This is a genomic window from Puniceispirillum sp. (SeqCode) (assembly GCF_965657105.1).
Lineage (GTDB): Bacteria > Pseudomonadota > Alphaproteobacteria > Puniceispirillales > Puniceispirillaceae > Puniceispirillum.
Genome location: NZ_CBFHNB010000019.1, coordinates 1 through 14,086, shown reverse-complemented (window position 1 = coordinate 14,086; position 14,086 = coordinate 1). Strand labels below are relative to the sequence as shown.

General features: G+C 47.8%; 14 protein-coding genes. 11 read left to right on the top strand and 3 right to left on the bottom strand.

All coding sequences use genetic code 11. The annotated features are described in order from the left end of the window. Window positions 1–134 precede the first annotated feature (134 nt). Window positions 135–1,718 carry a trimethylamine methyltransferase family protein gene (locus ACTF7Q_RS04280; protein WP_438996618.1) on the top strand — a complete coding sequence of 528 codons (1,584 nt, stop codon included), beginning with the start codon at window positions 135–137 and terminating at the stop codon, window positions 1,716–1,718. Window positions 1,719–1,753: 35 nt separating this feature from the next. After that, window positions 1,754–4,183: a GcvT family protein gene (locus tag ACTF7Q_RS04275; protein ID WP_438996617.1), complete on the top strand. Its 2,430-nt coding sequence runs from the start codon at window positions 1,754–1,756 to the stop codon at window positions 4,181–4,183. Here ACTF7Q_RS04275 and ACTF7Q_RS04270 read toward each other — a convergent pair. Beyond that, window positions 4,180–5,202 carry a threonine ammonia-lyase gene (locus ACTF7Q_RS04270; RefSeq protein WP_438996616.1) on the bottom strand — a complete coding sequence of 341 codons (1,023 nt, stop codon included), beginning with the start codon at window positions 5,200–5,202 and terminating at the stop codon, window positions 4,180–4,182. The two genes, ACTF7Q_RS04275 and ACTF7Q_RS04270, sit on opposite strands and share 4 nt — an antisense overlap. Window positions 5,203–5,366: 164 nt before the next feature. Here ACTF7Q_RS04270 and dapA point away from each other — a divergent pair, with 164 nt between their 5' ends. Together dapA and smpB are read left to right on the top strand one after the other, a co-directional pair. Next, window positions 5,367–6,269 carry a 4-hydroxy-tetrahydrodipicolinate synthase gene (dapA, locus tag ACTF7Q_RS04265; protein WP_438996615.1) on the top strand — a complete coding sequence of 301 codons (903 nt, stop codon included), beginning with the start codon at window positions 5,367–5,369 and terminating at the stop codon, window positions 6,267–6,269. Between the two features lie 25 nt (window positions 6,270–6,294). Then, window positions 6,295–6,762: an SsrA-binding protein SmpB gene (gene smpB / locus ACTF7Q_RS04260; RefSeq protein WP_438996614.1), complete on the top strand. Its 468-nt coding sequence runs from the start codon at window positions 6,295–6,297 to the stop codon at window positions 6,760–6,762. 5 nt (window positions 6,763–6,767) lie between these two features. On the opposite strand, the gene ACTF7Q_RS04255 is transcribed toward smpB, so the two are convergent. Then, window positions 6,768–7,442: a uracil-DNA glycosylase gene (locus tag ACTF7Q_RS04255; RefSeq protein ID WP_438996613.1), complete on the bottom strand. Its 675-nt coding sequence runs from the start codon at window positions 7,440–7,442 to the stop codon at window positions 6,768–6,770. Continuing rightward, window positions 7,432–7,983 (bottom strand): LabA-like NYN domain-containing protein, encoded by a 552-nt coding sequence (locus tag ACTF7Q_RS04250; protein WP_438996612.1) that lies wholly within the window; start codon window positions 7,981–7,983, stop codon window positions 7,432–7,434. The genes ACTF7Q_RS04255 and ACTF7Q_RS04250 overlap by 11 nt, the downstream gene beginning before the upstream one ends. Before the next feature lie 211 nt (window positions 7,984–8,194). Between ACTF7Q_RS04250 and folK the strand changes: the two genes are divergently transcribed. The 7 genes from folK to lepB all read left to right on the top strand — a co-directional run bounded on the left by folK (window position 8,195) and on the right by lepB (window position 14,025). Then, window positions 8,195–8,698 carry a 2-amino-4-hydroxy-6-hydroxymethyldihydropteridine diphosphokinase gene (gene folK, locus ACTF7Q_RS04245; protein ID WP_438996611.1) on the top strand — a complete coding sequence of 168 codons (504 nt, stop codon included), beginning with the start codon at window positions 8,195–8,197 and terminating at the stop codon, window positions 8,696–8,698. A 102-nt stretch (window positions 8,699–8,800) separates the two neighbouring features. Beyond that, window positions 8,801–9,211 carry a DNA-directed RNA polymerase subunit omega gene (rpoZ, locus tag ACTF7Q_RS04240; protein ID WP_438996610.1) on the top strand — a complete coding sequence of 137 codons (411 nt, stop codon included), beginning with the start codon at window positions 8,801–8,803 and terminating at the stop codon, window positions 9,209–9,211. A 65-nt stretch (window positions 9,212–9,276) separates the two neighbouring features. Further along, window positions 9,277–11,415: a RelA/SpoT family protein gene (locus ACTF7Q_RS04235; protein WP_438996609.1), complete on the top strand. Its 2,139-nt coding sequence runs from the start codon at window positions 9,277–9,279 to the stop codon at window positions 11,413–11,415. A 50-nt stretch (window positions 11,416–11,465) separates the two neighbouring features. Next, window positions 11,466–12,083 (top strand): DUF2062 domain-containing protein, encoded by a 618-nt coding sequence (locus tag ACTF7Q_RS04230; RefSeq protein ID WP_438996608.1) that lies wholly within the window; start codon window positions 11,466–11,468, stop codon window positions 12,081–12,083. Window positions 12,084–12,120: 37 nt separating this feature from the next. Then, a complete protein-coding gene (locus ACTF7Q_RS04225) occupies window positions 12,121–12,885 on the top strand; it encodes a pyridoxine 5'-phosphate synthase (RefSeq protein ID WP_438996607.1) in 765 nt (254 codons plus the stop codon). Beyond that, entirely contained in the window at window positions 12,882–13,292 is a 411-nt protein-coding gene (gene acpS / locus ACTF7Q_RS04220; protein WP_438996606.1) for a holo-ACP synthase, read from the top strand. Before ACTF7Q_RS04225 ends, acpS begins: the two co-directional genes overlap by 4 nt. 1 nt (window position 13,293) lies before the next feature. Continuing rightward, window positions 13,294–14,025: a signal peptidase I gene (lepB, locus tag ACTF7Q_RS04215; RefSeq protein WP_438996605.1), complete on the top strand. Its 732-nt coding sequence runs from the start codon at window positions 13,294–13,296 to the stop codon at window positions 14,023–14,025. Window positions 14,026–14,086 lie beyond the last annotated feature (61 nt).

Genomic DNA, 14,086 nt, shown 5'->3' with positions numbered 1-14,086 from the left:
AAACACTATCAAACTTTGGGTTTTGGTCGAGAAATGTTTGACAGCTGTAAAAAATGGTTATCAAAGTTACGTATCTGAATGAATGTGATGCATCGGCATGATGGCTGAGTTCTGCTGGTAGTTGAGGGGGCGTTATGGACGAGAATTCGTCAAATACAGATGGTGTAAAATCTGGTCGTCGCCTTCGTTCTGGGGGGCGTGCTGCGAATACGGCTCGCCGGGGTGATACGCTTTTCAAACAAAGCCCGTGGCGAGTGCCTGTCAATCATGATCGCCCAATCGAGCCTTTGCCCGAGGATGGTGTTATCGCCATTCATAATGGTGCCATGCATATCCTCGAGGAAATAGGCATTGAATTTCTTAACGAAGAAGCGCAGCAGCTTTTTAAAGACGCTGGATGTAAGGTTGATGGCACCAACGTAAAAATGGGACGTGACTGGGTCATGGATATGATCGCCAAAGTGCCACGCCAATTTACCATAACGCCACGTAATCCAGATCGGGAAATTACCATTGGCGGCAATCACATTCTCTTTGGCAATGTTTCATCACCGCCAAATTACTATGATCTTGACCTTGGGCATAAAGTCGCTGGTACCCGAGAACAATGTGCAAATTTGTTGAAGCTTACACAATATTTCAACTGCATTCATTTCGTAGGTGGCTATCCGGTCGAACCGGTCGATATTCATGCCTCTATTCGCCATCTTGATGTTATTTATGACAAGCTTACACTGACGGATAAAGTGGCTCATGCTTATGCGCTTGGCAAAGAGCGCATTGAAGATGTCATGGAAATGGTAAAGATTGCGGCGGGGCTCAGTGAAGCCGCGTTTCAGTCAAAACCTCATATGTATACCAACATCAATTCGACATCACCTCTAAAGCATGATCAACCGATGATTGATGGTTCGTTACGGATGATCCGGCGTGGTCAAGCTGTGGTGGTAACACCTTTCACTCTGGCTGGTGCCATGGCGCCTGTAACGATGACGGGGGCAGTGACCTTATCTATTGCTGAAGCCTTATCCGCTATTGCCCTGTTTCAATATGTAAAGCCCGGCTGTCCCTGTGTTATGGGCACCTTTACTTCGAATGTTGATATGAAATCGGGTGCGCCAGCATTTGGCACAGCAGAATATATGCGTGCAACCCAGATAACGGGTCAGATGGCACGATATTACGACATGCCTATGCGTGCGTCTGGCGTTTGTGCGGCGAATATACCGGATGGTCAATCTATCTGGGAAACCTCCAATTCACTGTGGTCAGCGGTACAATCGGGAACCAATATGGTTTATCACGCGGCTGGCTGGCTTGAAGGCGGGCTAATAGCCAGTCCGGAAAAATTCATCATGGATTGCGAAATGCTTCAGATTATCCAGCGTTACATGGAGCCAGACATATGGGATGCACAACCCGATGCCATTGCCATTGATGCAATCAGGGAAGTTGGCTCAAGCGGCCATTATTTCGGCATCCAGCACACGCAGGATCGCTATCAAAGCGCATTTCATGAACCGTTTGTCAGTGATTGGCGAAATTTTGAAGCCTGGGAAGCTGCTGGTGCGATCAGAACGCCTGAACGCGCCCATAAATTATTCAAAGATATCATCGCCAATTTTCAGGCACCGCCAATGCCTGACGACAGGCATGAAGAATTACTTGCGTTTGTAAATAGGCGCAAGGCTGAAGGTGGCGCGCCCACAGACTTTTAAATAATATAATAATATATGAACGGAATTGAACAAACATGAAAACACAAGCAAAAGTAGTTGTTATTGGCGGTGGTGTCGTCGGGGCTTCGGTTCTGTATCACCTGACCAAGTTGGGATGTCGCGACGTAATCATGCTCGAACGTTCGGAATTGACGTCCGGATCTACATGGCATGCGGCGGGTGGTATGCATACGATTAACGGCGATCCGAATGTTGCCAAGCTGCAACAATATACGATTGAGCTATATCAGGAAATTGAAGACCTATCGGGTCAGGATATCACCATGCATATGACAGGTGGCGTCATGCTGGCAGCTACCGAAGAACGCTTTGACTGGTTAAAGGGCGTTTATGCCAAGGGTAAATATCTTGGTATGGATGATCTTGAAATTATCACCCCTGAACGCGCCCATGAATTATTGCCGCTTATTGATCCAAGCCAGTTTGTCGGGGCTATGTATGATCCTATTGAAGGACATGTCGATCCCTATGGCGTGACCCATGCCTATGCAAAGTCTGCACGAAAGAATGGGGCAGAGTTCTATACGCATACAAAGGTTGAGTCGCTGTCACAGGAAACAGACGGCACATGGAATGTGATAACTGACAAAGGCACAATCAAGGCAGAACATATTGTTAATGCTGCCGGATTATGGGCGCGAGAAGTTGGCCGTATGGTGGGCCTGGAATTGCCCGTATTGGCCATGGAACATATGTATCTGTTAACCGAGGATATGCCCGAAGTCGCCGAAGCAAACGCCAAAACGGGGTCTGAAGTTATCCATGCTGTTGACTTTGACGGTGAAATCTATGTGCGTCAGGAACGTGGCGGCATGCTGATGGGAACTTATGAAAAAGCCTGTGTGCCGTGGTCAGAACGCGAAACACCATGGGAATTTGGGCATCAGCTTCTTGAGCCTGATATTGATCGGATAGCGCCATCATTAGAAGTTGGCTTCCGGCATTTTCCGGCTTTTGAACGCGCGGGCATAAAGCAGATCATCAATGGGCCGTTCACTTTTGCACCGGATGGCAATCCGCTTGTCGGGCCGGTCAAGGGCATGACGAATTATTGGTCTGCTTGTGCTGTTATGGCTGGATTTAGCCAGGGCGGTGGGGTTGGTCTGGCGCTGGCAAACTGGATTGTTAATGGTGATCCAGGCTTTGATGTCTGGGCGATGGATATCAGCCGCTTTGGTGATTATACGAATATGGCTTACACAAATGCGCGTGTGCGTGAAAATTATTCACGGCGTTTTTCTATCCGTTATCCTAATGAAGAATTGGAAGCAGGCCGTCCCTTGCTTACCACAAGCATCTATGACAGGCAAAAGGCCGCTGGCGCTCAATTTGGCGCGGCCTATGGATTGGAAGTGCCGCTATGGTATGCCCCCGAAGGGGTGAAGGATGAGTTTTCGTGGCGTCGGTCAACCGATTTTGAACATATTGGTGCCGAGGCTCGCGGCGTTCGGGACTCTGTTGGTTTAGGTGATATATCGGGATTTGCCAAATATAGCGTAAAAGGTAGTGGTGCGCATGTATGGTTGGATAGAATGCTGGCGTGCAAGATGCCACCGATGGGTCGCATGACATTGGCGCCAATGCTGAAAGAAGATGGCAAGGTCATAGGTGACTTTTCCCTCGCTTGTCTGGCTACAGATGAGTTTCTGATTATCGGGTCTGGGATTGCCGAAAACTATCATATGCGCTGGTTTATGGCGCATATACCAAAAGACGGATCGGTGACGGTTACATCGCATAATCTTGGGCTTGTTGGTCTGACGCTTGCTGGACCAAAGTCGCGTGATGTTTTGCAGGCTTGCACATTTGATGATGTATCCCACGCGGCCATGCCGTTTATGTCGGTGCGCAAAATGGACATAGGTATGGTGCCAGCTATTGTTGGGCGGGTCAGCTATACAGGTGATCTTGGGTATGAAATTTGGGTTAAACCTGAATATCTGGCTAATCTATATGACCAACTCATGTTGGCAGGTGCAGATCATAACATCACATTATTCGGCGCTCGTGCCTTGAACGCCTTGCGACTGGAAAAGAATTTTGGTTCATGGGGACGCGAATTCAGGCCTATTTATGGGGCTGTTGAAACCGGACTTGACCGTTTTGTTGCCTACGATAAGGACGCAGATTTCATAGGTAAGGCTGCGGCGCGTGCTGAACGTGAATCTGGCGGAAAATTACGTTTATGCAGCTTTGTTGTTGATGCCAAAGATGCTGATGTTATTGGCGATGAGCCCATTTCACATGCAGGCAAGGTTGTCGGCTGGGTAACATCGGGTGGTTTTGCGCACGCATCGGGTGTGTCAATGGCGCAAGGTTATGTGCCAAAGGAGCTTGCCGATCATACTGATGGCTGGCAGATAGAACTGCTCAGTGAACAGCTGGATGCCCGATTACAGCGGGCACCGTTATTTGATGCTAATGCAGGGCGGATGCGTAGCTAGATCACCGCACCCGCGTCAAGCGCGCGGGCAAACATCTGGTCATCAATATTGCCGCCTGATGCCACGGCAATAACGGTTCTGGCACCAGCTGGATATTGTCCATCCAAAGCCGCCGCCAATGCCACGGCACCGCCTGGCTCAATAATGATCTTCAGATACTTAAATGCAGTTGCAATCGCCTTTAAAGCCAATTCGTCGCTGACAACGGCACCACCGCTCAGATTTTTGCGATTGATTGCAAAGGTCATTTCGCCAGGTTGTGGAGTCACAATCGCATCACAGATCGATTTTTTGGATATATCGGCGGTCTGGATTGTGCCGCTTTCCAGTGATCGCTTGGTATCGTCATAAAAGGCTGGCTCGGCAGACCAGATATCAATATCTGGAAAGGCGGCTTTTACGGCTATGCTTGTTCCGGCGATCAATCCGCCGCCACCGCAACAGCATAGCAAGGCGTCGGGGGTGATATTCATGGCTGCACATTGCGCGGCGATTTCATGCCCGACGGTGCCTTGTCCGGCGATGATGCGCACATCTTCATAAGGGCGCACAAGTTCGGCATTATGTGTTTTGGTTATGGCTTCGCCTATTTTCTCGCGATTTTGCGAATAGCGGTCATAAAAGACAATTTCAGCACCAAAGGCGCGCGTCCCTTCAACTTTGTTTGCTGGCGCGTCTTCGGGCATCACGATTGTGGCTTTGATGCCGCGGCTGGCGGCAGCGCGGGCAACGCCTTGAGCGTGATTGCCGCTTGAATAGGCAACGACATGCTTGACCGTATCACCAAGTGACCAGATCACATTACTGGCACCGCGTAATTTAAAGGCGCCGGTATGTTGCAAACATTCGGCTTTTACCAGCAGCCTTATACCCAGCAACTTATTTAAAAGAGGCGATTCCATTAAGGGGGTCTGAATCGTGTGAGGCGCGATGCGGATCGCAGCATCGGCAATCGTTTTTGCGGTTATATGCAAGGCCGCGTCAGCTGTTTGTTCGATAGCCGCTTTGGTGTCTGTCATGATCATGCTCCGACAGGATGAGGTCAAAATCAGGATACACCCTAGGAATAATAGGTCATGGGTGCAAGCGGTTAGCCTATCAATCGCCTTAGTTTGTTTTAGGCACTTGAGTTTGCCGCGTTGCACGCCTATTTTGGTGGCTTGTTAACATAAAGGATCATCAGATGACTAGTTCCGCCACATCACCGCAATTTGCCGGTTCATACACAGCGCTTATCACGCCTTTTGCCAATGGTAAAATTGATGAAGCTGCGTTCCGTAAACTTGTGGACTTTCAGATCGAAAGCGGCACGAATGGTTTGGTGCCTGTCGGCACTACCGGTGAATCCCCAACCTTGTCGCATGAAGAGCATGATCGTGTTGTTGAGTTATGTATAGAACAGGCAGCAGGCCGTGTGCCTATCATTGCGGGCGCTGGATCAAATAGTACAGCCGAAGCCGTGCGTCTGGCTAAACATGGTGCAGATGCGGGTGCAGATGCGGTGTTGATTGTCAGCCCCTATTACAATAAGCCCACGCAAGAGGGGCTTTATCGCCATTTCACAGCCGTTGCCTCGGCGGTTGACGTGCCGGTCATCATTTATGATATCCCCGGCCGTTCAATCGTGCGGGTGAGCGATGATAATCTATGCCGAATGGCCAAGGATTTCAGCAATATCTGCGGCATTAAAGACGCGACCAGCGATGTGGCACGGCCAACAAAGCTACAAACATTGCTGGGTAATGGCTTTGCCCAGATGTCGGGAGAAGATGCGACCACCTTGCCTTATCTTGCCGCAGGTGGTCACGGTGCGATTTCGGTTACGTCCAATATCGCCCCTCAGTTAGTGGCTGAAATGCATCAGGCGTGGCAGGCTGGCGATATCAAAACCGCACAGATCATCAATGCGCGTTTGATGCCAGTGCATGATGCCATGTTCTGCGAAGCGAGCCCGGGGCCAGTCAAATATGCGGCAGAACTTTTGGGCATCTGTTCAGCAGATACGCGTTTGCCATTATGCGAAATTGCCGAAGCCAGCAAGGCACAGGTAAAAGCCGCCTTGCGAAGCGCGGGTTTGTTGAATTAGTCATCTATCCAGTTAGGTAAATCAAATGGCCTCTGGGCACATATCAACGGGTCGCATCGCTGAAAACCGAAAAGCGCGCCATGAATATGAAATCGAAGACCGTATTGAGGCTGGGTTGATTCTGCTTGGCAGTGAGGTCAAATCGTTGCGGACAGGGCGTGCCAGCATTGCCGAATCCTATGCGGGTGAGGATAGTGGTCGCTTGATGCTGTTCAATGCCAATATTCCTATTTACGAACCTGCACGGGCTAATCACGAACCCAAGCGACCTCGTGAATTGTTGGTCAAGACACGTGAGCGTAACAAGTTACTGGGGTTGATCCGGCGCGAAGGCATGACACTTGTGCCGCTTAGCCTTTATTTTAATGATAAAGGCGTGGCTAAAATTTCGGTTGGCCTTGCCAAAGGCCGAAAGAAACAGGACAAACGCCAGGCGGCAAAGGATCGCGACTGGGGCCGTGACAAAGCCCGACTTTTGCGCGGTAAAAATTAATATTCTTAATTAATTTCATTTTCCATCATATTGAAAATTTGTGAAAACATACCATCAGTTAAACGCCGAGTCTGGGTGTTGTATCGTGAGCAATGATACGAACTGATTAGCTGTATCTTGCGCGCTTTACCATCGGCCATCTTGCTGTTGATCTGATAATGGCTGGCATGTGTAAATGGATATTCCGCATATCGATATCCTGTTGCGCGCAGAACCGCATCATGTGCCAGTCGACCCAGTGCCAGTATTACCTTGAGATTGGGCATGGCCATAATTTCACCGACAAGAAAGCGGCGGCAGTTATGCGTTTCAGCCGCGGTTGGTTTATTTTGCGGGGGCACGCATCGCACTGCATTGGTGATCCGGACATCGTCAAGCCTGATGCCGTCATTCGCATGACCGCCATATGCCCCATGCGCCATCCCAAATCGTCCTAGCATCTCAAATAGATATCCGCCTGCTGAATCGCCGGTAAAAGGGCGACCAGTTGCATTTGCGCCTTTTAAGCCAGGAGCCAGACCAACGATCAAAATCCGCGCTTTCAATGACCCCATCGCATCAACAGGCGCATTATGCCATTCAGGATGTGTTTTGGCATATGTTTGCAAATAGTCATACAGCCGTGGGCATAAAGCGCAATCAGCTGGCGGCGGCGTAAAGGTCGAAAGGCTAGGCGACATTTGTCGCTTTGACTGGCGCTTTTGAACTATTTTTGGAAATATCTGCCGCAATATCGGCCATATCGATATAGATATCAGCCATGCGACGCAACTGGTCGGCAACCATCGGCGGGGATGTCTTATTGGTTGATACCACCGTTGTGCGGACACCAAGTGCTTGAACATCTTCGAGCAGACGACAGAAATCGCCATCGCCAGAAAACAAAATGGCATGGTCTATATGCGGTGCCAGCTTTAGCATATCGAGTGCCAATTCCATATCCATATTGCCTTTAAGTCGTCGTTTTCCGGTTTCTTCATCGATAAATTCACGGGTTAATTTGCTGACCACGGCATAACCATTATAATCCAACCAATCGACCAGCGGCCGAAGCGAGGAAAATTCCTGATCCTCGGGAATGGCGGTATAATAATAAGCACGGATGAGATTGTTGTCTTTGGCAAAATGGGTGCGCATGCGCGCAAAGTCTATATCTAGGTTAAGCCCACGGGCGGAAGCATAAAAGTTAGATCCATCAATAAATAATGCTGTTTTATCCATGTGAAAAATTCCTTTAATAAATTTTTTAAAAATAATAATTAAGAATAAAAGCTATTCGTAATTTAATGCTAATAATAAATGCATAAAAGCCGCGTTTTTTATAAAAAAATAAAGCGACTTATATATTCAACTTGCCTATAACGGCGTCATATTCATGTTCTAAACCTTTTTAAGGCATGATGTGCTTGGCTGCTACCTTTTAGGGATGAACATGCAGAAAACCGACATATATTTGGGCATTGGCGCTAATTTAACGCCTGCGGGCTTTACCAGTCCTCAAGCGGGGTGTGAGGCCGCGCTTGATGATCTGTCCAGCTATGACATTGATATAGTTAAAATGTCCCGCTGGTTTGAGTCGGCTCCGGTGCCGGTGTCTGATCAACCATGGTTTAAAAATGCCGTTATTCATGCCACCACATCGCGTAATGCTGCCGAAACATTGGCAACCTTGCATGAGGTTGAAGCGCAGTTCGGACGACAAAGACGCATTCGCAACGAAGCCCGTGTTCTGGATATAGACCTACTGGATTTCGGCGGTATGCACAGTGATGATCCATCTTTGCTTTTACCCCATCCGCGTATGCACCTACGCGCTTTTGTTTTACTCCCCCTTCAGGATTTAGCGCCTGATTGGGTTCATCCGGTGACTGGTGAACCTATCCAGACATTGATCGATGCTTTGCCAGATGATCAGATAATTCGACCAGTGTCATAATTATACGCTGAACAAGGACTTGCGGGTTTTTTTTAATTCCTGTAAACATCCATTGATTATTAATTTTTGAGCTGGCTTTAGCCGCCAATCGTGGAGACCTGAATGGCACGTGTCACCGTTGAAGATTGTATTGAAAAGATTCCTAACCGTTTCGAGCTTGTTTTGACAGCTGGTCAGCGCGCGCGCGGTATTCTAAAAGGCGATATTCCGACAATTGATCGGGATAATGATAAAAATCCGGTCATTGCCCTGCGTGAAATTGCCGAAGAAACTGTCGATCTTGATGTGCTTTCTGAAGGTTTGATCAAGAAATTACAGCGCCTTTCTGTTCGTGAAGAACAGGAAACGCACGATGATGCTGCTATCGCTGCTGAAGTTGACCTATCTGAAATGGTTGGCGATTACAGTGATGATGAGGCTCAGGAAAGCGGTATGCAAATCGGCAGTAGCGAAGAGCTGGAAGAAACTGGCTTTGAAGATGTTGACCTTACCGAATTACAGGGCGAGGATTAAGCTAGCCCGCATCATTCATACAGCCCAAAAGGATGCTGGCATCTTGAGCATCGGTGGGATTTTGGATGATTGAAACTGCAGTTCAGATAAAAAACACTATGCAACGCTATGGCACTTTGGGCGATGGCGACATCTTGATGCGGGCTTTTGATTTTGGCAAGAGCGCGCATGATGGGCAGTTGCGCGCTTCGGGTGAGGCCTATTACACGCATCCTGTAGCCGTGGCCAATATGCTGGCGGGGATGGGTCTTGACCTTGATACGGTCATAACGGCACTTTTGCATGATACTGTAGAGGATTGTGACGTTTCTCTTGATACCATCGAAGCGACATTCGGCGGAAGCGTTGCCCAGCTTGTCGATGGTGTTACCAAACTCAGCCGTATTGGTGAACAAAATCGTCAAAGCACAGCCCAGGCAGAAAATTTTCGTAAACTACTTTTGGCGATGAGCGAAGATGTCAGAGTGCTACTGGTTAAGCTTGCCGACCGTACGCATAATATGCGCACCTTATCCTTCATTCCAAAAGCGGAAAAACGAACACGCATTGCCCGTGAGACAATGGAAATTTACGTCCCACTTGCTGAACGGATTGGCGTTACCAATATCCAGAATGAATTAGAAGACTATGCTTTTGGTGTGCTAAATCCGGAAATGCAGGAAACCATTAAAAATCGTCTTGAATATCTAGTTACAGAAACAGAACTTATCATTCCAACTATCAGTGTTGAGCTTCAGCATGTTGTTGAGCGCCATGACATCGAATGTAGCGTCACCGGGCGGATAAAGACGCCTTATTCAATCTGGCGTAAAATGCAGCATAAAAAAGTCACCATGGATCAGCTTGCAGATATAATGGCTTTTCGTGTTTTGGTGCCTGATGTTGAAAGTTGCTACAAAACGCTTGGTGCTGTTCATGGCACCTATCCATCGGTTATGGGGCGTTTTAAAGATTATATTTCAACGCCGAAGCGCAACGGCTATCAGTCGCTTCATACAGGCGTTATTGGTCCTGAAAATCACAAAATTGAAATTCAGGTACGGACGCCATCAATGCATGAATATGCTGAAAATGGCGTCGCAGCTCACTGGAGTTATAAAACCAAAGAAGAAGTAGATAGCTTCAAAAAAATAAAATGGATAAATGAGCTTGTTTCTATTTTGGATGAAGAAGCAGGTGCTGATGAATTTCTTGAACATACGAAAATGGATTTATATCGTGATCAGGTGTTCTGTTTCACCCCCCGTGGAGATTTAATTGCCTTGCCGCGAGGAGCAACGGCGGTGGATTTTGCATTTGCCGTTCATACAAAAATTGGTATTACCTGTAATGGCGTAAGCATTAACGGTAAAAATCGTCAGCTTGCTACCGAGCTTGAAAATGGTGATCAGGTGGATATCCACACTGATGAGAACGCACGCCCACGTGCCGAGTGGGAGGCATTTGTCAAAACTGGGCGCGCCAAGTCTGGCATAAGGCGCTTTTTGCGGGCTGAGCGTATTGTCGAATTCAGCCGGGTTGGCAAAGCGATGCTACAGAAAACCTTTCGTGAAAATGGTAAGCCTTTTCGTCAGTCAGCCATCGAAAATTATTTAACGGCACTTGGTTCAACCAAAATCGATGATTTGTTTGCTCAGGTTGGCGAAGGCCGAATTTCGGCTTTGACAATTTTTGAAACTGTACATCCTGATGCAGCAGTTTCCGTAAAAGACAAAAACAGTAGCAAAAACGCTAAAGCCGCCAAAAAACAAACAGTGGCGCTTAAAATAAAAGGTGATAATTCGGGAACGGCGATCATTATGGGGCGCTGTTGTCATCCGTTGCCAGGTGATGATGTGGTTGGTATTTTCACTACTGGCAAAGGTGTCACGGTGCATATGATTGGATGTGACACTTTATCCAAATTTAACGATACACCTGAATTATGGATTGATGTTGAATGGGAACGTGAAGGGCCAAAGCGTGTTTCTGGGCGGTTAAAAACAGTCTTGTCCAATGTGCCGGGCAGCTTGGCCGCCTTGACCACAGTCATTGGTCAGCAAGGTGGTAACATTTCTAATATTTACCTGATTGACCGCACCCCTGATTTTTTCAGCTTTCAGCTGGAACTTGACGTCAAAAATGTTGAACATTTAAGGTCGATCATAGGTGTTTTGCAGTCTAATAAGCATATTGAAAGTGTGGAGCGGGACATTAATGGCTAATATTTCTGTGCAGTTACATCCACCAATGTTCACCACCCTCAGGTTTTCTGATGTTTAGACGCAGAAACCCACTGACCCGACTGTCCCAGTTGCGGGGGGTGATTTGGCCAGAGCGTGGGTTTCGCCGGTTATTTGCCTATTTGTTGCAACGCGTTATGCGGATGCCTGGTAGCACGTCTTCAATCGCGGTCAGCCTGTCATTTGGTGTGGCTTTGTCCTTTACACCATTTATTGGTTTTCACCTGATTCTGGCGGCCGTTTTGACCTCATTGGCACGCGGTAACGTTCTGGTTTCGGCGATAGGTACCTTTATTGGCAACCCGTGGACCTTTCCGTTGATCTGGTATGCTGATTATGAACTTGGAGCGTTCATTTTAGGTCTTTTGGGGTTTGATATAAGCCAGCAATCACTTTCACTGAGTCAGTTTTCATCACATCCGACTGATCTTCTGCTACCTTTAACGCTTGGGGGCTTTGTACTTGGTGCAATCAGTTGGTTTACGACCTATGGTGCGGCTTATTGGGCGATTGACACTTGGCGTCAGCATAGGGCAAAACGACTTATGGAGGCTAAATTGCGCCGCGCACAAGCACCTAAAGGTGCCAGTGCAGACAAGACGCATGATGCGCCTATGAAATCTGATCACAAAACCGATCAGGATATATAATAAGCACCCCATATCCGGGGTGGATTAAGGAATTCTTATGACCGAAACATCATCAGCACCCGCGCTTTCAAGATTGCGGCTGGGCGTTAATATCGATCATGTTGCAACAGTGCGCAACGCGCGTGGTGGCGTCCATCCCAATCCGGTTGATGCGGCGTTATTGGCTGAGCAGGCAGGCGCAGACGGCATTACGGCTCATCTTCGTGAGGATAGACGGCATATCCGTGATGACGATATTCATGCGATAAAGGCGGCTATTACGGTGCCGTTGAATTTTGAAATGGCGGCAAATTCAGAGATGATCGAGATGGCGCTGGCCGTCAGGCCAAACGCGGCCTGTATTGTCCCTGAACGCCGTGAAGAAGTCACTACTGAGGGTGGCCTTGCGGTTGTTGGCAATGAAGATCGGCTGGGCACATTGTTGCAACCGCTAAAAGATGCTGGCATTCGTATTTCGCTATTCATCGAAGCAAGCGAAGCTGAAATTGATGCCGCCCGTTCTATTGGTGCTGATATTATTGAGTTGCATACAGGGCGTTATTGTCATGATGACACTAACCGGGATTTTGAATATTCCCGTATTCGGTCGGCAGCAACCTATGCTGTCAATCAGGGTATAGAATGCCATGCGGGGCATGGTCTGACCTTTGACACAGTTGGGGCGATTGCGGCTATTCCCGAAATGGAAGAATTGAATATTGGGCATTTTCTGATTGGCGAAAGCATCTTTCTAGGTTTTCCCGAAGCCATCCGCCGCATGCGTAGTCTGATGGATGATGCGCGCGAAGGTATATCAGTATGATCTTGGGGATTGGTACTGATCTGGTTGATGGACGCCGGATTGCGAACAGTCTTGATCGTTTTGGTGCGCGTTTTGAAACCCGTATTTTCACCGATAAAGAAATTGAATCAGCCCGAAATAGACCTGATCCGGCATTATTCTATGCCAAACGGTTTGCTGTAAAAGAAGCTATTTACAAAGCTTTAAGCTCTGCTGACGTGGTTGGCCTTGGCTGGCGTGAGGCCGAAACGCTGAATGATTCGAACGGCGCCCCAAGAGTATATCTTTTTGGTGCGTGTAAAACGGCGCTTGAGCGCTTAACGCCGGAAGGCTATAAGGCCTCAATACATATTTCGATCAGCGACGAACTGCCCTATGCACAAGCATTCGTTGTCATTAGTGCATCAATGATCCAAACGGGAATTTAACATGACCAAGAAAAAAGAAAGCAAAGGCGAGCTTTTTAAAACGATAATCATTGCTGGCGCTATTGCCCTTGGTTTTAGATCATTTCTGTTTGAGCCATTCAATATTCCTTCCGGCTCGATGGTGCCGACCTTGCTGGTGGGGGATTATCTGTTTGTGTCGAAATATTCCTATGGTTATTCGCGCTATTCCTTCCCGCTTGGTATTGTGCCTTTTGGCGGACGCATAGCCGAAGATACGCCAGAGCGCGGTGATGTTGTCGTATTTCGCCAGCCGACCGATGTTTCGATATCTTTTATCAAGCGTGTTGTTGGTTTGCCTGGCGACCGTATTCAGGTCAAAGACGGTATCCTGCATATCAATGGTGAACAGGTTAAACGCACCTATATGGGCAATACAAAAGCGCGAAGTGCCTCATCGGTAATAGATTTTAAAGTTTATGAAGAATTATTACCGAATGGTGCCAAACACTATATTCAGGAACGATCAGATAATGACAGCTTCGACAATACGGTTGAATTCACCGTTCTTGAGGATCATTATTTCATGATGGGCGATAATCGGGATAATTCGCGCGACAGCCGTACATCATCGGTTGGTATGGTGCCTGCCGAAAACCTTATTGGTAAAGCGCAAATTCTGTTTTACAGCCATGACGGCAGTGCCCGTATTTGGGAATTTTGGAAATGGCCATTTGCAATTCGTTATGGCCGCCTTGGTGATACAATTATTTGATGAAATCAGTTGATCTGAAACCACTAGCCGACCGGCTAGCACATAAATTCAAAGATCAATC